Origin of the sequence: Shewanella sp. NIFS-20-20, assembly GCF_019209865.1 — a bacterium.
In the GTDB taxonomy this organism is placed as follows: domain Bacteria; phylum Pseudomonadota; class Gammaproteobacteria; order Enterobacterales; family Shewanellaceae; genus Shewanella.
In genome coordinates this window covers 22,848-42,868 of sequence record NZ_JAHUTT010000032.1, presented here as the reverse complement: position 1 = coordinate 42,868, position 20,021 = coordinate 22,848, and the positions used below count along the sequence as shown (strand labels likewise).

The 20,021-nt window shown below is 47.6% G+C and carries 18 protein-coding genes and 2 pseudogenes; 16 read left to right on the top strand and 4 right to left on the bottom strand.

What is annotated here, in order from left to right; all coding sequences use genetic code 11:
• Positions 1–123 precede the first annotated feature (123 nt).
• A pseudogene (locus KU855_RS11435) lies at positions 124–416 on the bottom strand (transposase); the annotation flags it as partial.
• 74 nt (positions 417–490) lie between these two features.
• On the opposite strand from KU855_RS11435, the pseudogene KU855_RS11430 reads away from it, so the two are divergent.
• A pseudogene (locus KU855_RS11430) lies at positions 491–748 on the top strand (integrase core domain-containing protein); the annotation flags it as partial.
• Positions 749–795: 47 nt separating this feature from the next.
• Here the strand turns inward: KU855_RS11430 and dapD are convergent.
• Genes dapD through map form a run of 3 tightly spaced genes read right to left on the bottom strand, consistent with a single transcriptional unit; the run spans position 796 to position 5,027 of the window.
• On the bottom strand, positions 796–1,620 hold the full coding sequence (dapD, locus tag KU855_RS11425; RefSeq protein ID WP_218530415.1) for a 2,3,4,5-tetrahydropyridine-2,6-dicarboxylate N-succinyltransferase: 825 nt from the start codon (positions 1,618–1,620) through the stop codon (positions 796–798).
• Positions 1,621–1,636: 16 nt separating this feature from the next.
• Positions 1,637–4,210 (bottom strand): bifunctional uridylyltransferase/uridylyl-removing protein GlnD, encoded by a 2,574-nt coding sequence (gene glnD, locus KU855_RS11420; RefSeq protein ID WP_218530414.1) that lies wholly within the window; start codon positions 4,208–4,210, stop codon positions 1,637–1,639.
• A gap of 19 nt (positions 4,211–4,229) precedes the next feature.
• Positions 4,230–5,027, bottom strand: coding sequence for a type I methionyl aminopeptidase (gene map, locus KU855_RS11415; protein ID WP_218530413.1), 798 nt, complete (start codon positions 5,025–5,027; stop codon positions 4,230–4,232).
• Between the two features lie 350 nt (positions 5,028–5,377).
• Between map and rpsB the strand changes: the two genes are divergently transcribed.
• The 15 genes from rpsB to rnhB all read left to right on the top strand — a co-directional run bounded on the left by rpsB (position 5,378) and on the right by rnhB (position 19,939).
• Positions 5,378–6,106, top strand: coding sequence for a 30S ribosomal protein S2 (gene rpsB, locus KU855_RS11410; RefSeq protein WP_218530412.1), 729 nt, complete (start codon positions 5,378–5,380; stop codon positions 6,104–6,106).
• Between the two features lie 119 nt (positions 6,107–6,225).
• On the top strand, positions 6,226–7,077 hold the full coding sequence (gene tsf / locus KU855_RS11405) for a translation elongation factor Ts (RefSeq protein ID WP_218530411.1): 852 nt from the start codon (positions 6,226–6,228) through the stop codon (positions 7,075–7,077).
• A 67-nt stretch (positions 7,078–7,144) separates the two neighbouring features.
• Positions 7,145–7,873, top strand: a complete 729-nt coding sequence (gene pyrH / locus KU855_RS11400; RefSeq protein ID WP_218530418.1) for a UMP kinase — start codon at positions 7,145–7,147, stop codon at positions 7,871–7,873.
• Between the two features lie 57 nt (positions 7,874–7,930).
• Positions 7,931–8,452, top strand: coding sequence for a ribosome recycling factor (gene frr, locus KU855_RS11395; protein WP_256260995.1), 522 nt, complete (start codon positions 7,931–7,933; stop codon positions 8,450–8,452).
• 81 nt (positions 8,453–8,533) lie between these two features.
• The gene (gene uppS / locus KU855_RS11390; RefSeq protein WP_218530409.1) at positions 8,534–9,346 is read left to right on the top strand and encodes a polyprenyl diphosphate synthase; all 813 of its coding nucleotides are present in this window, start codon (positions 8,534–8,536) and stop codon (positions 9,344–9,346) included.
• A 47-nt stretch (positions 9,347–9,393) separates the two neighbouring features.
• Positions 9,394–10,251 (top strand): phosphatidate cytidylyltransferase, encoded by an 858-nt coding sequence (locus KU855_RS11385; protein WP_218530408.1) that lies wholly within the window; start codon positions 9,394–9,396, stop codon positions 10,249–10,251.
• A 4-nt stretch (positions 10,252–10,255) separates the two neighbouring features.
• Positions 10,256–11,440: a 1-deoxy-D-xylulose-5-phosphate reductoisomerase gene (ispC, locus tag KU855_RS11380; protein WP_218530407.1), complete on the top strand. Its 1,185-nt coding sequence runs from the start codon at positions 10,256–10,258 to the stop codon at positions 11,438–11,440.
• A 16-nt stretch (positions 11,441–11,456) separates the two neighbouring features.
• Complete coding sequence (gene rseP, locus KU855_RS11375; protein WP_218530406.1) at positions 11,457–12,821, top strand: sigma E protease regulator RseP; 1,365 nt, start codon at positions 11,457–11,459, stop codon at positions 12,819–12,821.
• A gap of 31 nt (positions 12,822–12,852) precedes the next feature.
• On the top strand, positions 12,853–15,333 hold the full coding sequence (bamA, locus tag KU855_RS11370; RefSeq protein ID WP_218530405.1) for an outer membrane protein assembly factor BamA: 2,481 nt from the start codon (positions 12,853–12,855) through the stop codon (positions 15,331–15,333).
• 56 nt (positions 15,334–15,389) lie between these two features.
• Complete coding sequence (locus KU855_RS11365; protein ID WP_218530417.1) at positions 15,390–15,887, top strand: OmpH family outer membrane protein; 498 nt, start codon at positions 15,390–15,392, stop codon at positions 15,885–15,887.
• A 3-nt stretch (positions 15,888–15,890) separates the two neighbouring features.
• Positions 15,891–16,910 carry a UDP-3-O-(3-hydroxymyristoyl)glucosamine N-acyltransferase gene (lpxD, locus tag KU855_RS11360; protein WP_218530404.1) on the top strand — a complete coding sequence of 340 codons (1,020 nt, stop codon included), beginning with the start codon at positions 15,891–15,893 and terminating at the stop codon, positions 16,908–16,910.
• Between the two features lie 30 nt (positions 16,911–16,940).
• Positions 16,941–17,402: a 3-hydroxyacyl-ACP dehydratase FabZ gene (gene fabZ / locus KU855_RS11355; RefSeq protein WP_218530403.1), complete on the top strand. Its 462-nt coding sequence runs from the start codon at positions 16,941–16,943 to the stop codon at positions 17,400–17,402.
• A complete protein-coding gene (lpxA, locus tag KU855_RS11350) occupies positions 17,399–18,169 on the top strand; it encodes an acyl-ACP--UDP-N-acetylglucosamine O-acyltransferase (protein WP_218530402.1) in 771 nt (256 codons plus the stop codon). The genes fabZ and lpxA overlap by 4 nt, the downstream gene beginning before the upstream one ends.
• Before the next feature lies 1 nt (position 18,170).
• Positions 18,171–19,319 carry a lipid-A-disaccharide synthase gene (gene lpxB, locus KU855_RS11345; protein ID WP_218530401.1) on the top strand — a complete coding sequence of 383 codons (1,149 nt, stop codon included), beginning with the start codon at positions 18,171–18,173 and terminating at the stop codon, positions 19,317–19,319.
• Positions 19,316–19,939: a ribonuclease HII gene (gene rnhB, locus KU855_RS11340; protein WP_218530400.1), complete on the top strand. Its 624-nt coding sequence runs from the start codon at positions 19,316–19,318 to the stop codon at positions 19,937–19,939. Before lpxB ends, rnhB begins: the two co-directional genes overlap by 4 nt.
• Positions 19,940–20,021: the final 82 nt, after the last annotated feature.

Sequence of the window (20,021 nt, the reverse complement as noted above, 5' to 3'; positions counted from 1 at the left end):
TATATCGAATATTTCTACAATCCAGTGCGGCATCATGGTAGTAATAACGGACTGTCTCCAATGAAGTTTGAAAAGCAGTATTATGAGAACTTAGAAAGTGTCTAGAAAACTAGGGGCTTACCAGAGTCTGACATCAGCAGAGCCGTAGCCTTTTTTAATATTTCGTTGTGCTCCTGTAAGCGAGCCAGTTGCTTTTTCAGCTCTCGGATTTCAACCTGTTCAGGCGTTATAGGCGATGCTTTCGGTTGCTTACCTTGTCGCTCTTCTCTTAACTGTCGAACCCATTTATCCATAGTCGATTTGCCTACCTTCATGGCTTGTGCTGCTTCAACAATGGAGTAATTTTGATCTAAAACTAATTGAGCAGATTCGAGTTTGAACTCAGCACTAAAAAGTCTTCTTGTACGTTTCGTCATAGTGTCACCTGTTTACTTATGAGGTGATGATATCACCTCTAACTAGATGGCCAAATTCACCGTACCACTACAATCAGGCGGCATTGGCTAAAGCGGGTATCCGCCCCTCAATGACAGATGGCTACGACTGTTATCAAAATGCTTTGGCAGAGCGGGTAAATGGCATACTCAAGCAAGAGTTTTTGATACACAGATACGCCAGTTTTTAAAAGTTAAAGCAGGTTGTCAGTGAATCCATCGCGATTTACAACAACTACAGGCCGCACTTCAGCCTTGGCATGAAAACGCCAAATGAAGTGCATGAAAAAGCCAGTTGCTGGCAACTGGCTTAAATAGAAAAGCATCAACGTATTTTAGGACGACACAGACGACGAATTCATTAATCCGCGAGGCGTAATAATTCGTTAATCCCCACTTTCGCGCGAGTCTTGGCATCGACCTTTTTCACAATAATGGCGGCGTAAAGACTATACGTGCCACACTTTGATGGCAGACTGCCAGAAACAACCACAGAGCCTGCCGGCACCCGGCCGTAATGTACTTCACCGGTTTCTCTATCAAAAATGCGGGTACTTTGGCCGATGTAAACGCCCATCGAGATCACCGCGCCTTCTTCAACAATCACGCCTTCAACGATTTCAGAACGTGCGCCAATGAAACAATTATCTTCGATAATGGTTGGGCCAGCCTGCAGTGGTTCAAGTACGCCACCAATGCCGACACCGCCAGACAAATGCACGTTTTTACCAATTTGGGCACATGAGCCAACCGTTGCCCAAGTATCGACCATGGTACCTTCATCAACGCGAGCGCCTAAATTGACATAAGACGGCATCAGTACAGTGTTGCGGGCGATAAATGAGCCCTTTCTTACTGCGGCAGGTGGCACTACGCGAATGCCTTCTTGCTTGAAGCGGGCTTCATCGTAATCGGCAAATTTCATCGCCACTTTATCAAAATATTTAGTTTCAGCACCTTCAATCACTTGGTTTTCAAAGATACGGAATGACAGTAAAACCGCCTTCTTCAGCCACTGATGAACATGCCATTGGCCGTCAATTTTTTCAGCTACACGGACTTCGCCGCGATCGAGCATATTGATGACGGTATCAACATCGGCGCGCAAGCTGGGCGCAACGTTGGTTGGGGTGATGTCTTGGCGTGCTTCAAAGGCTGCCTCAATACGTTGGCGTAATGCCTCCATAGTATTGTCCTCAAACTTAAGGTGTGGGTTGTGCTAGTACCGCTTTTAGGGCGTCACCTAGCATTGTTTGTTGCGTCTCATCCAGGGCGGTGCCCGATGAGGTTTGTAAAATAAATACGTCTTCTGCGCGCTCGCCGATGGTGGTAATTTTGGCGGCCAATAAATTGATGTTGCACCGATAAAACGTTTCGCCCACTTTGGCAAGTAGTTCTGGCGAGTCTAACGCGAATAATTCCAGCATACTTGTATCATGGCGATTGCCCTTGAGAAAACTCACGCTGGTAGCAACCTTAAAAGGTTTCATCTTGCGCGGTAATTTCCTAAATGAAGGTAACTTGGCGCTGGCATCTTTTGCCAGGGCTTTCACTAGGGTTTTTCGCAGCCCCTGAATGCGAGCCAATTGCTGAAGTGGCGCGCCATTTTGTTCTAAAATCACAAAGGTATCGAGGGCGTATTTATCTTTACTGCTCATGACCAGCGCATCATGGACGCTGATATTTTTATTGTCCAGTACTGCCATCACCGTGGCGAATAATTTTGGTTTGTCTGGACAATAGATAAACAGTTCGGTGCCGCCGCGACTACTTTGTTTGTTGATCAAGACCAAGGCATCGTCACTGCGATGCTTAAGAATACCCTCGCAATGCCACACAATTTGGCTGAGACTGTGACGCAGGAAATAATCTGCCTTGAGGCGTGCCCAGAGCAGATCAATCTCTTTATCTTTAAAGCCGCGGCGGATTAACTCTTTGCGTGCTTTACCTTGGTGTTCTCGCACCCTGGCTCGAATATCGACCGGTTTTTCTTGTCCGCGCGCGAGTGTGCGTTGGGTGGCAAAATACAACTCACGCAGTAAGGCGCCTTTCCAATTATTCCAAATATGATCGTTAGTAGCACACATGTCAGCCACGGTTAAGCAATAGAGATAGCTTAAATGGACGGCATCACGTACTTGATTGGCAAACTCAGCCACTACATCAGGATCGGATATATCCCGTCGTTGCGCGGTCACTGACATCAACAAATGCTGTTGAACTAACCAACTGACCAGGCGGCCATCATGATCACTCAAGCCATGCAGTTTGCAAAAGATAGTCGCATCGGCAGCACCTAAGGTTGAGTGGTCGCCGCCACGGCCTTTGGCAATATCATGAAACAAGGCGGCAAGGACCAACAAGCCTTTTTTGGGTAATTGATTGATAAGCACAGAGCCTAAAGGGAATTCATCTTTTTGATCAGGGTGAGAAAATCGTTCAATATTCCTAAGTAACCTATGGGTATGTTCATCGACCGTGTAGGCATGGAATAAATCAAATTGCATTTGACCTTCGATGGCGCGCCATTGCGGTAAATAGGCCGATAACACGCCGTATTTGTGCATCATGGATAACGCTGGGATCCCGCGTGGGTGGCGTAAAATTTCCATAAAGACTTGGCGACAGGCACCATGCTCCATTAATGGCACCATTTGGCTACGCCGTGCTAAGCGCAAACTGCGTAATGTCGAGGCATAAATGGCATTAATATTGGAGTTACGCGCACAATGTAAAAATAAGCGTAAAATGGCATCGGGCTGGGTGAACACATCGCTAGCTAAGGCTTCAATAAATCGGCCTCGTCGTTGAAATTGACTGTCGATGGCTTGCACTTCTAGTTGGGGTAAGTCGTGCTGAGTGGCGCGCTTAAACAACTGCAGCAACATATCGTTAAGTTCGATCACGCGGCGCACACTGCGATAGTAGCGCTTCATCATTTGCTCAACCGCGAGCTGCGTGGCATCTTCGTAACCCATGAGATGCGCGACTTGCGGTTGTAAATCAAATAATAAGCGGTTCTCATCACGACCGACGATCAAGTGGAGCGCAAAGCGCAGTTGCCACAAAAACGCTCGACACTCCAATAATTCAGCTAATTCATCTTGATGCAGGAACCCATGGCCGACCAGTTCTTCGAGATTGGCGGCATCAAAATAGCGCATCGCTACCCAGGCGATGGTTTGGATGTCTCTTAATCCCCCAGGACAGGCTTTAATATTGGGTTCGAGATCAAACGCACTGGCTTTGTGATGGCGCAGATCTTGTTCTTCTTTTTTGGCGAGAAAAAAGCGATTAGTCGGCCAAAAGTCAGCTTGGCGAATGCTGTGGTGTAGCTCCGCGAAGCCTTGCTCACAACCAATTAATAAGCGAGCTTCAATCAAGTTGGTGGCGATGGTGACGTCTTGGGAGCCTAGCGCTAAGGTTTGCACTAAAGTACGCACACTGTGACCGATTTCAAGGCCGGCGTCCCAGAGGTAGGTAATAAACGCGGATAAGGCGAGCTCACCGTCTGGGCTGAGCGCGCTTTTGACTAAAAATAACAAATCGATGTCTGAGCAGGGATGCAATTCACTGCGGCCATACCCCCCGACAGCAATCAGGGATAACGGTTGACTATCAAGCTCGAATTGGCGCCATAAATTAACCAGAATGTCATCGACAAATTCGCTGCGTTTGCGGAGTAACTTGCCAATGTCTTCGCCGCGAGCAAAATCTTGCTCCAATACTTGATTGAGCGCCTGTAACTGTTGCTTGGTCGTCAGAGCTTGATTCATCGCTATCCCTGCTTGATGTTTAGTGATTAATGAGTCGTGGGAAGGTCTCATCTGCGCGTAGGGTTAACACTTCGACGCCGCTATCGGTGACTAACAGGGTATGTTCCCATTGCGCCGAGTTTTTGCCGTCAGAAGTCGTCACTGTCCAACCATCATGCTTATCGAGCTTGCTCTTATAGTTACCAGCATTGATCATAGGTTCAATGGTAAAGCACATGCCAGAGCGCAACACGGTTTTGTCATTATTCTTGTAATGCATCACCTGCGGCTCTTCGTGGAAACCGGCACCAATACCATGACCGCAATAGTCAGTAACAATGCTGTACTTTTCAAGGCCAGTTTTCTTGCTCTTGATAAACTTCTCAATCACGGTACCAATTTCACCGAGCTTGATGCCGGGACGGACAATCTTGATGGCTTCGTACAAACTTTCTTGAGCAACGCGACATAAGCGCTTGTCTTTGGGGCTGACTTCACCGATTAAGAACATCTTAGAGGTGTCGCCATGGTAGCCATCTTTAATGACGGTGATATCAATATTAATGATGTCACCGTCTTTTAAGGCGCGCTCGCTTGGGATGCCATGACAAATGACTTCATTGATTGATGTGCAAATGGACTTAGGAAAGCCATGGTAATCTAATGGTGCTGAAATAGCGCCATGGTCTTGGGTGAATTTGGCACAGATATCATTAATTTCGTTAGTGGTCACACCTGCCTTGATATGCGGGGCAATCATTGCTAACACTTCGGCTGCCAACTTGCCTGCAGCGCGCATTTTTTCGATTTCATCGGCCGTTTTGATAACTATACTCATGGACGTTTCTCTTACTGTTTGACTGTGGTTGTCGGCGTGAACTTTCTAGCTAAAAATTTGTGTCTCGGCTAGAAATATGGTATAAAGCGCGCCGTCTAGTGATATCTCTACAGACTGATGTATTACTTGCGTTATCGATGCATTACCGAGCAACTTAGGTTGTCAGTTATGCGCGAGTCGGCAGGTTTTCGGTCTGAATAGTAAACGATGGCGGCCATTATACATGGCAATTAACTCAATACGAAATCACACACGTATCGACACATGCATCGGGGTGCCGCAATTTAGGTTGTGGTCGATAGGATGGGATACGTGGAGGTTTAACCCCAAACCATTTTAAGGTAAATAAAATGACTACTGTTTCAATGCGCGACATGCTGCAAGCCGGTGTACACTTCGGTCACCAAACCCGTTACTGGAACCCAAAAATGAAGCCTTTCATCTTTGGCCCACGCAACGGTGTACACATCATCAACTTAGAGCACACTGTACCTATGTTCAACGAAGCGCTGGCGTTCATCAGCAACGTTGCTTCTAAGAAAGGTAAAGTATTGTTCGTTGGTACTAAGCGTGCCGCTAGCGAAGCCATCAAAGAAGCTGCAATTTCTTGTGATCAGTACTATGTTGACAACCGTTGGTTAGGCGGCATGCTGACTAACTGGAAAACTGTTCGTCAATCAATCAAGCGTCTGAAAGAACTGGAAACTCAGTCTGTAGACGGTACTTTTGACAAGCTGACCAAGAAAGAGGCGCTGATGCGTACTCGCGAACTGGCTAAGCTGGAAAAATCTTTAGGTGGTATTAAGAACATGGGCGGTCTGCCTGACGTTCTGTTTGTGATCGGTGCTGACCACGAACACATCGCTATCAAAGAAGCTAACAACCTGGGTATCCCAGTTGTTGCTGTTGTTGATACCAACTCTGCGCCAGATGGTGTTAACTACATCATTCCTGGTAACGACGATGCTATGCGTGCTATCAAGCTGTACACCTCTTCTGTTGCTGCTGCTGCAAATGCTGGCCGTGGTCAAGATTTGGCTGTTCAAGCTGAGCAAGACGGTTTCGTTGAAGCCGTATAATAAGGCGTGATGCTTTAGCATCTCCCTTATTAACCAATGTGTTAATTGGTTAACAGGGGCCGTTTGGCCCCTGTTTTATATCTGCAAAATATGTCGAATTTTCTATAGAGGACTTAACAATGGCAATTACTGCTGCCCAAGTTAAAGAACTGCGCGACCGCACTGGCGCTGGCATGATGGACTGTAAAAAAGCCCTGACCGAAACTAACGGTGATATCGAATTAGCGATTGATAACATGCGTAAGAGCGGTGCTGCTAAGGCTGCTAAGAAAGCGGGTAACATCGCCGCTGAAGGTACCATCCTGATTAAGAATGGCGAAGGTTACGCTGCCCTGGTAGAAGTTAACTGTCAAACTGACTTCGTTGCTAAAGACGGTAACTTCTTAGCATTCGCTAATGAAGTACTGGACGTTGCTGCAGCATCTAAAGTCACTATCGACGACCTGAAAGCCCAGTTCGAAGAAGCGCGTATTGCTCTGGTTGCTAAGATTGGCGAAAACATCAACGTACGTCGTGTTGAGTACATCGATGGTGCTAACCTGTCTTCTTACCGCCACGGCGACCGCATCGGTGTGGTTGTAGCTGGTGACGCTGATGAAGAAACTCTGAAGCACATCGCAATGCACATTGCTGCTTCTAAGCCTGAGTTCGTTAACCCTGAAGACGTTCCTGCTGATTTGGTTGCAAGAGAGCAAGCGCTGCAAATCGAAATCGCTATGAACGAAGGCAAGCCTCAAGAAATCGCTGAGAAGATGGTTCTGGGTCGTATGAAGAAGTTTACCGGTGAGATCTCTCTGACTGGTCAAGCTTACATCATGGAGCCAAAGAAAACTGTTGGCGATATCCTGAAAGAAAAAGGCGCTTCAGTTTCTGCTTTCATTCGTATGGAAGTTGGTGAAGGCATCGAGAAGAAAGAAGAAGATTTCGCTGCTGAAGTAGCGGCTCAAATCGCAGCTTCTAAAAAGGCTTAATAGCCAACGCTAAGACCTTTAAGACCGCAGCAGCCGCTGCGGTCTTGTTATGACCGAGACTATAAATATGAGCACCAATCCAAAACCTGCATTTCGTCGAATTCTTCTTAAATTAAGTGGTGAAGCCTTAATGGGCGACGAGGGCTTCGGTATCGATCCGAAAGTGCTTGACCGTATGGCGCAAGAAGTGAAAGAGTTAGTGGAGCTGGGTATTCAAGTTGGCGTGGTCATAGGTGGCGGTAATTTATTCCGCGGTGAAGGCTTGGCTAAAGCTGGCATGAACCGAGTGGTCGGCGATCACATGGGCATGTTGGCCACAGTGATGAATGGCCTGGCCATGCGTGATGCACTGCACCGTGCTTATGTGAACGCTCGCCTGATGTCGGCAATTCCACTTAACGGTGTGTGTGACCGTTATAACTGGGCAGAAGCAATTAGCTATTTAAAATCTGGCCGAGTGGTAATTTTTGCTGCCGGAACTGGCAACCCATTCTGCACGACTGATTCAGCGGCCTGTTTACGCGGCATTGAAATCGAAGCGGAAGTGGTATTAAAAGGCACCAAGGTCGATGGTGTATACTCCGAAGACCCAATGAAAAATCCTGATGCTATCAAGTATGATGAGCTTGGGTATAATGAAGTCCTTGAAAAAGAATTAAAAGTGATGGACTTAGCTGCCTTTACCATGGCACGAGACCATGACATGCCTATCTTAGTGTTCAATATGAACAAGCCCGGCGCGCTTCGTCGCGTGATTATGGGTGAAGAAGAAGGCACAATGATCAAAGCGAAGTAATGACTGAAAAGGATAATTATCGTGATTGCAGATATTCAAAAAGATGCCCAAGAGCGTATGGGTAAATGTGTTGAGGCCATGAAAGGTCAAATGAGCAAGGTACGTACTGGTCGTGCGCACCCAAGCCTGTTGAATTCAATCCAAGTGTCTTACTACGGTACTATGACCCCGCTCAATCAAGTGGGTAACGTCAGCGTTGAAGATTCACGGACCTTGTCTGTGAGTGTATTTGACCGCAGCATGATCCAGGCCGTAGAAAAAGCCATCATGTCATCTGACTTAGGTTTAAACCCTATGTCTGCAGGCAGCAATATTCGTATTCCTCTGCCAGCCTTGACCGAAGAGCGTCGTCGCGACTTAGTGAAAGTGGTGCGTGCCGAAGCTGAGCAAGGTCGAGTGTCTATTCGTAACGTACGTCGTGACGCTAACTCTGATGTTAAAGCATTAGAAAAAGCCAAAGAATGTACTGAAGACGATGTTCGTCGTAGCGAAGACGACATTCAGAAAATGACTGATACTTTTATTAAAAAAGTCGATGAAGTCTTGGCTGCTAAAGAAGCAGAGTTGATGGAAGTCTGATCCAACGCTTAACTCACTAGAGTTGATACGCCGTGTAGCGTTATACTACGCGGCGTTTGTTTATTTTAAGGGTTGAGTGAGATGTCATCCACTATTAGTCAAAATGTTTCAGACTGCTCATCGACGGCAGATATGCCAGATGAATTGCCTGAATTGGTTGGTTTGGCTATTCCCCGCCATGTGGCGATCATTATGGATGGTAATGGCCGCTGGGCTCAGGCTAAAGGCCAGCCACGCGTGATGGGACACAGAGCCGGCGTTAAAGCCGTTCGTCGTGCAGTCACGACTGCCAAACAACTCGGGGTTCGCTCATTAACCTTGTTTGCGTTCTCTTCTGAAAACTGGCGTCGGCCTGATCAAGAAGTCACCTTATTGATGGAATTGTTTTTCACCGTACTTCAACGTGAAATCAAGCTATTGCATAAGAATGGTGTTCGTTTGAATATTATTGGTGACACCAGCCGTTTCTCTGCTAGGTTACAAAAGCAAATTATTACTGCACAACAACACACAGCCAACAATGATGAGTTAATCCTCAATGTTGCCGCTAATTATGGTGGGCGCTGGGATATTCTCCATGCGGCTCAGCAACTGGCTGAAAAAGTGCAAGCTGGGCAAATGAGCCCTGCTGAGTTTACCGAAGAAGCATTAGCCCAACATCTGTCGATGCCAGGGCAGGATGATGTGGACTTGATGATACGCACCGGTGGTGATTTCCGTATCAGTAACTTTATTTTATGGCAAGCAGCCTATGCTGAGCTGGTGTTTACTGACTCACTATGGCCGGATTTTGATGAAGCGGCTTTTCATCATGCTGTGAGTGTCTTCAGTGGACGACAACGCCGATTTGGTCTGACGGGAAGTCAGATTGAGGCAATAAAGACATCAGGCTAATTATTTGGCAATTTTGCCACCTGACAGCAATTAAGTGAGGGAGTCTCTTGCTAAAACAACGAATCATAACTGCGCTGTGGTTAATTCCATTAGTGTTGGCAGGCATCTTTTTATTAGCGCCAGCTTACTTGGCTTGGGCGTTAGTTCCAGTATTTCTGATTGCGGCTAAAGAGTGGGGACGTATTATTGACCCCGACTGCAGCGTTACGCAATGGAGCTTCACCATCACTATCGGGATCTTGTTGGCGACCATCAATTACGTGGTTCCCGCCGCAGACATCTGGGATCACAACCGTTTACACCCTGTCTATCAAGGCATTTTAGGCCTCGGGGCGATTTGGTGGCTATTGGCCACGGTATTAGTGGTCATTTACCCTAAAGCCAAGTCCACATGGGCGCAAAGCCCGATGCTTAAATCCATGTTTGGTCAATTGACATTAGTGCCATGTTTTAGTGCGTTAATGGCACTGGAATCCTTAGGGTTTGGCCGTGATCCTTACTTTGGTGGCACCTTGGTCTTGTTAGTCATGCTGACGGTGTGGGCCGCGGATACTGGCGCCTATTTTGCCGGTAAAGCCTTTGGTAAACACAAATTGATGCCCAATGTCAGCCCTGCAAAAACCATCGAAGGTTTAGTGGGAGGGCTGCTGGCCAGTTTACTGGTTGCCGCAGGCGTGATGTATTTCTCTGCGCAACAAGAAACCCTGGTGGTGATCTTGGTGACTTTATTTACCGCACTCGCCTCGGCCATCGGTGATCTCTCGGAAAGCATGTTTAAGCGCTCGGCCAATATCAAAGACTCAGGCACTATCTTACCCGGTCATGGTGGGGTGTTAGACCGTATTGATAGTCTTACTGCGGCATTACCGGTGTTTACGTTAATTTATATCGCATTTTGGATGTAGTGATATGCAAAATATGGTGATTTTAGGAGCCACTGGCTCTATTGGTACCAGCACGTTGGCCGTGGTGGCAGCTAGCCCTGACGCTTTTCGAGTCTATGGGTTAGTGGCCAATGCCAGTGTCGACAAGATGCTGGCACTTTGCGTTACTCATCAACCCGTCTATGCGCACATGGTAGACGAAGATGCCGCCAAGGCATTAAGAGCCGCCTTACCAAGCGATTGCTCGACGCAAGTCACCAGCGGTGAAGCCGCGTTACTTGAATTGGTCGCGGGCCCTGATACCCATGTGGTCATGGCGGCTATCGTTGGTGCCGCGGGCTTAGTGCCGACATTAGCAGCGGTCAATGCCGGTAAGCGAGTCTTGTTAGCCAATAAAGAAGCACTGGTGATGAGTGGGCAATTATTTATTAATGCTGCGCGTCAAAGTGGCTCAATTGTCTTACCAGTCGATAGCGAACATAACGCTATTTTCCAGTGCCTGCCGGAGCCGGTGCAGCAGCGTTTGGGCTATTGTTCTCTTGATGAACATGGCATTTCTCACATCTTGCTGACAGGTTCAGGTGGTCCGTTCTTAACCAAGCCATTGGCCGAATTGGCGATGGTCACCCCTGCGCAAGCATGTAAACATCCTAACTGGTCGATGGGTCCTAAAATCTCGGTGGACTCAGCCACTATGATGAACAAAGGGCTTGAGTATATTGAAGCGCGTTGGCTATTTAATACTCGCCCTGATCAACTTAAAGTTGTCGTCCACCCCCAGAGTGTGATCCACTCGATGGTTCAATATCGAGATGGCTCTGTGCTAGCGCAAATGGGTAACCCTGACATGCGCACTCCTATCGCCAATTGTATGGCGTACCCTGATAGAATTCATGCTGGGGTTGAACCTTTAGATTTCTTCAAGGTCGGACAGTTAACCTTTGTTGAGCCCGATGTGAATCGTTTTCCGTGTCTCGCGTTAGCGATGGAGGCGTGTCATCTTGGGCAAGAAGCGACCACAGTCGTTAACGCTGCCAATGAGGTTGCCGTGGCGGCCTTTTTAGCAGGCAAGATCCGCTTTACCGATATCGCGACCATCAATGAGCGCAGTCTTGGGCGTCTTCATTGCCAAGGATTAACGTCACTTGAGGATATTTTAGCTTTGGATACACAGGCACGAATTTATGCCAATGAGGCCATCATTGGCTAATAGGAAAGGACGCTAAATGGGTGATTTTTTGTGGAACGCTATGTCTTTTGTGGTGGCGCTTGGGCTATTAATTACCGCCCATGAGTACGGTCATTTTTATGTGGCTCGTCGCTGCGGCGTTAAAGTCGAACGCTTTTCTATCGGTTTTGGCAAAGCGATTTGGCGCAAAATCGGTAAAGATGGCACTGAATATGTGATTGCTGCCATCCCGCTCGGTGGCTATGTCAAAATGCTGGATGAGCGGGTCGAGACGGTGCCAGAGCATTTAGTTGACCAAGCGTTTAACCGTAAATCCGTGTGGCAACGCATTGCGATAGTCAGTGCCGGCCCCATCGCCAACTTTTTGTTTGCGATTGTGGCCTTGTATGTCATGTTCCTCATTGGCGTGCCGGCCTTAAAGCCAGTGATTACTGGCGTGGACACGAATAAGCCCGCCGCGGTGATAGCGGTGACAAGTCCGCAACAAATTGTGGCGATTGCAGGCCAAGATGTTAACAGTTGGCAAGACATCAATCTCGCGTTAGTGGGCCAGATTGGCAGCGATCAGATTGATGTCGCCATAGCGCCGCTCGCGAGCGCTACCACAGCGCAAATCCGTCAAACCTATCAACTCGACACGCGCCAGTGGCAATTTGATCCTGAGAAAGAATCGGCAATTAGCGCCATTGGTTTCGTCGGCTATCGGCCCCAGATATTACCCATTATTGCCCAGTTTACTGACGACAGTGCCGCGGAGCTAGCAGGGCTTAAATTAGGCGATGAAATCATTGCGGTTAACGGTGCACCTTATGCCAACTGGACAGCGTTAGTTGAACTTATTCAACATTCTGTTGACCAATCCATAGACTTCACGGTGAAACGTGACGGCGAACAGTTCCACATCAACGTCTTGCCCAAGGTCAAAGACGTGCAAGGCAAAATGATTGGTTTGATAGGCATAGTCCCCACCAGTGAAGCGGTGCCGGATAATATGCGTATCGAGCAAAAATATGGCATAGTAGACGCCGTCGGTGTCGCGTTAGATAAAACATGGCAACTGACTAGCGTCAGCGTTAAAATGATTGGCAAGTTATTAACTGGTGACGTATCGGTTAAAAATCTCAGTGGCCCAATCTCTATCGCACAAGGTGCTGGCAACAGTGCGCAATATGGTTTGGTTCACTTTCTCGGGTTTTTAGCGTTAATCAGCGTGAGCCTTGGCATCATGAACCTGTTGCCACTGCCAGTGCTGGATGGCGGACATCTGATGTATTACTTGGTGGAACTCGTAACAGGCAGGCCTGTCTCAGAAAGGGTACAGGAAATAGGATTCAGATTTGGGGCAGCAATGCTGTTCGTCTTGATGAGTGTTGCACTTTTCAATGATTTTGCCCGACTCTGAGCAAGGACAGACAAATAATTAGAAGAGCTCTATGAGATTGAATAAACTATTTGCCTCGATGTTATTCGTCGGTGCTTCTTTTTCAGGGAATGGTTGGGCTAATAGCTTTCAACCTTTTGAAGTCACTGATATCCAAGTTGACGGCTTGCAGCGTGTTGCTTTGGGCGCCGCCTTGCTAAACCTACCGATCAAGGTAGGTGATGTGGTTGACCAAACAAAATTACAGCAGGCGATCAAAAGCCTCTATGCCTCAACCAATTTTGAAGATGTGAGTGTAAGCCGAGATGGTGGCGTATTGATGGTGACGGTCAAAGAAAGACCCACCATTAGCACGGTCACTTTTGAAGGCAACAAAGACATCAAAGATGAACAGCTTCAAGAATCTCTAGACGGTAGCGGTGTTAAGGTTGGTGAGTCATTAGACCGTACCATGTTGACCGGTATCGAAAAAGGCCTGCAAGATTTCTATTACGGTGTGGGAAAATACGGCGCTAAAGTCGAAGCGCAAGTCATTAACCTGCCGCGAAATCGGGTCGAACTCAAATTTACCTTCACTGAAGGCCTTGCGGCTGAAATCAAACAAATTAACTTTGTGGGTAATACCGTTTTCTCTGACGCAGAACTGCGTGGTCTGATTGAATTAAAAGACTATGTGGCTTGGTGGGATCTCTTTGGAGAGCGTCGCTATCAGAAGCAGAAACTGCAGGCGGATTTAGAAACCATCAAGAATCACTATCGCAATAATGGTTATATCCGTTTTGATGTGACCTCCACTCAGGTCGCGATGACCCCAGATCGTAAAGGCCTATACATCACAGTTAATGTCGATGAAGGTCAGCCTTATACAGTGAAAGACGTCAATTTGACCGGTGATTTAATGGGCCGTGAAGATTTGATGAAATCGATTTTGCCGATTAAAGCCGGCAGCACCTATGATGGTGGTGATGTCACCTTTGCTGAAGAAATGTACAGCAAATACCTCGGCCGTTTTGGTTATGCCTACCCTGAAGTCAAAACCTATCCTGAAATTGACGATGAGACTCAAGAAGTCACGCTAAATATTAACGTCAACCCAGGCAAGCGCGTGTATGTGCGCTCGATTAACTTCACCGGTAACAATGTAACGCAAGATGAAGTCATGCGTCGCGAATTACGCCAAATGGAAGGGGCTTGGTTAAACTCGGCCCAAGTTGAGCAGTCAAAAGCGCGATTAAACCGCTTAGGCTTCTTCGAGACCGTTGATACCGAAACCGTGCAAATTCCTGGCACCGATGATCTGGTCGATGTTAACTTTGCCGTGAAAGAACAGCCTTCAGGCTCGTTTAATGCCGGTGTCGGTTATGGTACAGAATCTGGCGTAAGCTTGCAGTTTGGGGTGCAGCAGAATAACTTCCTGGGCACGGGCAATCAGGCAGGTATTAACCTGAGTACCAACAAATACTCTAAGAACATCAACTTAAGCTATAGCGATCCGTATTTTACCAAAGACGGTGTGAGCTTAGGTGGGAGTATTTATTGGAATGAATTCGATGCGAACGAAGCTAACCTTGAGCAATATAAAAACAAATCTTATGGCGTAGGCTTAACCACAGGCTTCCCAATCAACGAATACAACCGGATTAATGCTGGGGTGGGTTATCGACATAACACCATTTCTGAAATCTCGGCATACGAGCAGGCATTACGTTTTTACAATATTTACCGTGAAAATGATGATCCTAACTCAGATCTCAGCTTTGATAACTTCGATATGACCTTAGGTTGGTATCGCAGCACCCTTAATCGTGGCACCTTCCCAACGGATGGCTCATCTCAGCGTCTCTCTGGTAAAATGACCGTGCCAGGTTCCGATCTGCAATACTTCAGAACCGAATTTGACACTAGCTTCTATTTCCCGATTGATAGAGCCCAGAGTTTTGTGTTGTTAACCCGCGCCCGCGCCGGTTATGGTAACGGCTATGGCAGCTTTGGTGACAATGACCAAATTCTACCATTTTGGGAAAACTTCTACTTAGGCGGCACTAGCTTGCGTGGCTTTAAGTCTAACTCGGTTGGTCCGCGTTCATTCTATCTGTATCGTGGCAGTGAGCCTTGTGTTCCCGATGCCAGTGGCGATGGTTGTAGCTTGCCTGGGGATCCTAATTCTATCCAAGTGAGTGAAGGCCGTAGTATTGGTGGTAACGCCATGGCGGTAGCCAGTGTAGAAATGATCGTACCCACGCCATTTTTGGATGAAGCTTATACCAACTCTGTGCGTACCAGTTTCTTCGTCGACGCGGGTAACGTTTGGGATACCGAGTTTGACTATGATTCTTATCGCTTTTTACCCGCAGATCAATTCGCACAGTTGCAAGACTTTAGCGACCCAAGCCGGATTAGAGCTTCATGGGGCTTAAGTGTACAATGGCTATCGCCAATGGGACCTATGGTGTTCTCGTTAGCATGGCCGTTGAAGGAATACGAGGATGATGATACTGAGATCTTCTCGTTCAATATTGGCAAAACTTTCTAAAACGCATACACTCGGCAAGTTTTGCTGAATAACAGAAGGAGTCTACTTTGAAAAAGATGTTCAATCGTGCGGCATTAACCCTGTGTTTACTGGCTGCTCCACTGGCAGCTCATGCTGAAAAAATTGCGGTAGTGGACATGGCCACTGTTTTTGAGCAATTGCCTCAGCGTGAACAAATTTCTCAGTCGTTAAAGTCTGAATTTGGCGACCGCATGGCCAGCGTACAAAAAATGCAAGAAGAGTTACGTGGCATGATGGAGAAGCAACAACGTGATGCTGCTCTGATGAGTGATAGCCAGAAAACTGAAATGGTTCGTAAAATGGAATCTATCCAGTCTGAACTGCAGTTGAAAGGTAAAGCATTGGATGAAGATTTACGTCGTCGTCAAGGTGAAGAGCAGAACAAGCTATTGGTAAAAGTCCAACAAGTGATTACCGATATCGCTAAAAAAGATAACTATGACATAGTGCTTCAACGTGGCGCGGTAATTTTTGCCAAGCCAGATGCTGACATCAGTAGCAAAGTGATTGAAGCCTTAAGCAAAGGCAAGTAATACATGAAAAGTGTGACCTTGAACCAACTGGGCGAGTTGCTTAGCGCCCAGGTTCAGGGTGACGGCAGTGTTGCTATTAACGCTGTTGCCACTCTGGAACAAGCTGGCCCTGGCCAGCTCTCTTTTTTGTCAAACAGTAAATATCGTTCACAATTAACTCAATGCCAGGCCAGTGCCGTTTTATTGAGAGCTGACGATGCCCATGAATATTCGGGCAATGCATTGATCGTTAATGACCCGTATGTAGGCTTTGCCAAGGTGGCTCAATTACTTGATACCACTCCGCCAGCAGCCGTTGGTATCCATCCTAGTGCCGTCATTGATGCCTCGGCCATGCTTGGGGAAGGAGTTAGCATAGGTGCCAATGCCGTTATTGCTGCCGGAGTCATTTTAGGGGACCGAGTACAAATCGGCGCAGGTTGTGTGATAGGCCAAGATGTCATCATAGGATCTGGGTCACGCTTATGGGCTAATGTTAGTGTTTATCATGATGTGCATATGGGCCGTGACTGTATTATCCATTCTGGCGCTGTAATTGGTTCGGATGGCTTTGGTTATGCTAACCAAAAAGGTCAATGGCTTAAAATCCCCCAAACCGGCGGGGTCCGCATCGGTGATCAGGTTGAGATTGGGGCGGGTACCACGATTGATAGAGGTGCTCTGAGCCATACTGAAATTCATGATGGTGTGATTATCGATAATCAGGTGCAAATTGCCCATAACGATATCATAGGTGCCCATACTGCGATTGCGGGTAGTACCACGATTGCGGGCAGTGTCACTATCGGTAAATATTGTATTATTGGTGGTAATTCCGCCGTTGCAGGTCACCTCAGTATTTGTGATGGTGTGCATGTATCGGGCAGCACCAATATTACCAACTCGGTTAAACAACCGGGATTGTTGTCGTCCGCAACTGTGGCGATGGACAATAAATTGTGGCGTAGAAATACCGTGCGTTTCCGTCAGCTGGATGAATTATTTCAGCGGGTTAAAACCTTGGAAAAAGCGTCAAAAGAATAATTTCCGCCTTTGGGTGAGAGGAATGAGTGAGTGTCTAAACAAATGAACACTATGGATATCAAGGAAATCCTTGAATATCTACCCCATAGATATCCATTTTTGTTAGTTGATCGCGTACTAGATTACACCCCAGGTGAAACTCTGCATGCCATCAAAAACGTGACTATCAATGAGCCATTTTTTCAGGGGCACTTCCCTGTTCAGCCAGTGATGCCAGGCGTATTACTGCTGGAAGCCATGGCACAGGCAACTGGGTTGTTAGCGTTTAAAACCTTGAGTGATAAGCCGTCGCCGAATGTGCTGTATTATTTTGCCGGTATCGATAAGGCACGTTTCAAGAAAGTGGTAACCCCAGGCGATCAACTGCACTTCCATGTGAAGTATATTAAAGAACGTCGCGGGATTGGCGTGTTTTATGGTGAAGTTCATGTCGATGGTGAGCTGGCTTGCTCAGCCGAGATCATGTGTGCTCGCAGAGAGATTGAGAAGTGATAGATAAGTTAGCGTTTGTACATCCTGATGCCAAGATAGGTGACAATGTCACTATCGGACCATGGAGCTATATCGGGGCTGATGTTGAAATTGGTGATGATTGCTGGATAAGCTCACATGTGGTCATTAAAGGGCCGACCCACATCGGCCGTGCCAACCGGATCTTTCAATTTGCCTCTGTCGGCGAAGAATGCCAAGACAAAAAGTATGCCGGTGAACCGACGCGGTTGATCATTGGTGACAATAATATTATTCGTGAATCCGTGACTATCCATCGCGGCACCATTCAAGATAATAGTGAAACCCGTATCGGCTCCAATAACCTGTTTATGGCCTACGTGCATATTGCCCATGACTGTGTGGTCGGCAATAACGTCATCATGGCCAATAACGCGTCCATCGCCGGGCATGTACATGTCGATGACTTTGCCATTTTAGGTGGGATGACTGGCGTGCATCAATTTGTGCATATCGGTGCCCATGCCTTTACTGCCGGCGCGTCGTTAATCCTGCAAGATGTGCCGCCATTTGTGATGGCCTCGGGTCAAGCGGCAACGCCACGCGGCCTTAACTTCGAAGGCATGAAGCGTCGTGGTTACAGTAAAGAGGTTCAGCAAGCGATGCGTCGTGCATATAAGGCCTTCTATCGCAGTAGCTTTACCGTTGATGAGGCGATTAACGCGCTGACTGACGATGCGGCTAACTTCTCTGAAGTACAAAACTTTATTGATTTTGTTCGTCAATCGAGCCGAGGTATTATTCGCTGATATGGCCAACAAGCCTTTAATATTCAGCCTAGTCGCCGGAGAAGTCTCCGGCGATATTTTAGGGGCTGGTTTAGTTCGAGCCTTAAAAGCTCGCCATCCTGATGCACGCTTTGTCGGTATCGGTGGTCCTCGCATGCAAGCCGAAGGCTTTGAATCGCTGTTTCCTATGGAAGAGTTGGCGGTGATGGGCATCGTCGAAGTCTTATCTCGTTTGCCTCGGTTATTAGCCATACGCGCGTCGTTAATTAAGCAAGTGCTAGCACTTAACCCTGACTGCTTTATCGGTATCGATGCGCCGGACTTTAATCTCGGTGTCGAGCGTAAATTAAAGTTGGCGGGCATTAAAACGGTGCATTACGTGAGTCCCTCGGTCTGGGCATGGCGACCTAAGCGTATTTTCAAAATCGCCAAGGCGACCCATAGAGTGTTGTCTTTATTACCCTTTGAAAAAGCGTTTTATGACAAGCATCAGGTGCCTTGTACTTTTGTCGGTCATACCTTAGCCGACGAGATCCCGCTGACAAACGATAAGCAGGCTGCCCGACAAGCGTTAGGCTTAGAGGCCGATGCCGAATACTTGGCGATTTTGCCAGGCTCCCGTGGTGGAGAGCTTAAGCAATTGGCAGAACCTTTTGTTAAAGCGGCACTGCTGATCAAGCAGGAGTTTCCTGATATTAAGTTTGTGACTCCGTTAGTGAACCCACAACGGCGAGAGCAATTTATGGCGGCGTTATTGGCGCATGCGCCTGAGCTGTCCATACACTTAATCGAAGGCCATAGCCGCGATGTGATGATTGCCAGTGATGCTATCTTATTGGCTTCAGGGACGGCGACATTAGAGGCAATGCTGGTGAATCGGCCGATGGTGGTGGCGTATCGCGTAGCGCCGATGACATATCGCATTGCCAAGCGGTTAATGAAAATCGATAGGTTTTCGTTACCTAACTTGCTGGCGGGACGCGATGTGGTGCCTGAGTTGATCCAGGCTGATTGTACCCCCGCTAAAATCGCGGCCGCCGTGACTACCATGCTGAACAGTGATCCTCGGGCATTGATGAAAACCTTTAATCAATTACATCAAACGATGCGCTTAAATGCGAGCGAGCGGGCAGCCGATGCCGTGCTTGAGGTCGTGGCGGAGGCGTCATGACCATTTATCGTGATCTCTTGCCTGAGCAAGCACAGTTGCTAGGACAAGGGTTAGTGGCCGGTGTCGATGAAGTCGGCCGCGGTCCCTTGGTGGGCGATGTCGTGACCGCTGCGGTGATTTTGGATCCCGCCAACCCCATTGCGGGCTTGAATGATTCCAAAAAGCTCAGTGAAAAAAAACGTGATGGCTTATTTGATACCATCATGGCCAATGCTTTGGCGGTGAGTGTGGGCCGGGCGAGTCCCGCTGAAATCGATGAGCTTAATATTTTGCACGCCACCATGCTAGCCATGCAGCGCGCCGTTGCCGGCTTGTCGGTCACTCCGATACGAATTTTAGTCGACGGCAACCGCACTCCCGATTTTGGTATTGAGGCGGATGCGGTGATCAAAGGTGATGGTTTGATTGCTTGTATTAGTGCGGCGTCAATCATTGCAAAAGTGATCCGCGATCGGGAAATGGCTGAGCTAGATAGCAAGTATCCCCAGTTTGCGTTTGCTAAGCATAAAGGCTATCCCACCAAAGCTCATTTTGAGGCCATCGCCGCACATGGCATCGTGCCTGAACACAGGCGCAGTTTTAGGCCAGTGAAAGAATGGCTAGAGCGTCATCAAGGCTAATGCTTGCGCACACCAAAAAAATCGCCACTTGGCGATTTTTTTATTGATGAGGTTCTACAACATTAATTGCAGACAGCTTACC

What these genes read in the sequence shown, in the direction of transcription:
- dapD (WP_218530415.1), bottom strand. Translation starts at nt 1,620, where the DNA reads ATGGAGGCATTACGCCAACGTATTGAGGCAGCCTTTGAAGCACGCCAA.
- glnD (WP_218530414.1), bottom strand. Translation starts at nt 4,210, where the DNA reads ATGAATCAAGCTCTGACGACCAAGCAACAGTTACAGGCGCTCAATCAA.
- map (WP_218530413.1), bottom strand. Translation starts at nt 5,027, where the DNA reads ATGAGTATAGTTATCAAAACGGCCGATGAAATCGAAAAAATGCGCGCT.
- rpsB (WP_218530412.1), top strand. Translation starts at nt 5,378, where the DNA reads ATGACTACTGTTTCAATGCGCGACATGCTGCAAGCCGGTGTACACTTC.
- tsf (WP_218530411.1), top strand. Translation starts at nt 6,226, where the DNA reads ATGGCAATTACTGCTGCCCAAGTTAAAGAACTGCGCGACCGCACTGGC.
- pyrH (WP_218530418.1), top strand. Translation starts at nt 7,145, where the DNA reads ATGAGCACCAATCCAAAACCTGCATTTCGTCGAATTCTTCTTAAATTA.
- frr (WP_256260995.1), top strand. Translation starts at nt 7,931, where the DNA reads ATGGGTAAATGTGTTGAGGCCATGAAAGGTCAAATGAGCAAGGTACGT.
- uppS (WP_218530409.1), top strand. Translation starts at nt 8,534, where the DNA reads ATGTCATCCACTATTAGTCAAAATGTTTCAGACTGCTCATCGACGGCA.
- ispC (WP_218530407.1), top strand. Translation starts at nt 10,256, where the DNA reads ATGCAAAATATGGTGATTTTAGGAGCCACTGGCTCTATTGGTACCAGC.
- rseP (WP_218530406.1), top strand. Translation starts at nt 11,457, where the DNA reads ATGGGTGATTTTTTGTGGAACGCTATGTCTTTTGTGGTGGCGCTTGGG.
- bamA (WP_218530405.1), top strand. Translation starts at nt 12,853, where the DNA reads ATGAGATTGAATAAACTATTTGCCTCGATGTTATTCGTCGGTGCTTCT.
- KU855_RS11365 (WP_218530417.1), top strand. Translation starts at nt 15,390, where the DNA reads ATGTTCAATCGTGCGGCATTAACCCTGTGTTTACTGGCTGCTCCACTG.
- lpxD (WP_218530404.1), top strand. Translation starts at nt 15,891, where the DNA reads ATGAAAAGTGTGACCTTGAACCAACTGGGCGAGTTGCTTAGCGCCCAG.
- lpxB (WP_218530401.1), top strand. Translation starts at nt 18,171, where the DNA reads ATGGCCAACAAGCCTTTAATATTCAGCCTAGTCGCCGGAGAAGTCTCC.
- rnhB (WP_218530400.1), top strand. Translation starts at nt 19,316, where the DNA reads ATGACCATTTATCGTGATCTCTTGCCTGAGCAAGCACAGTTGCTAGGA.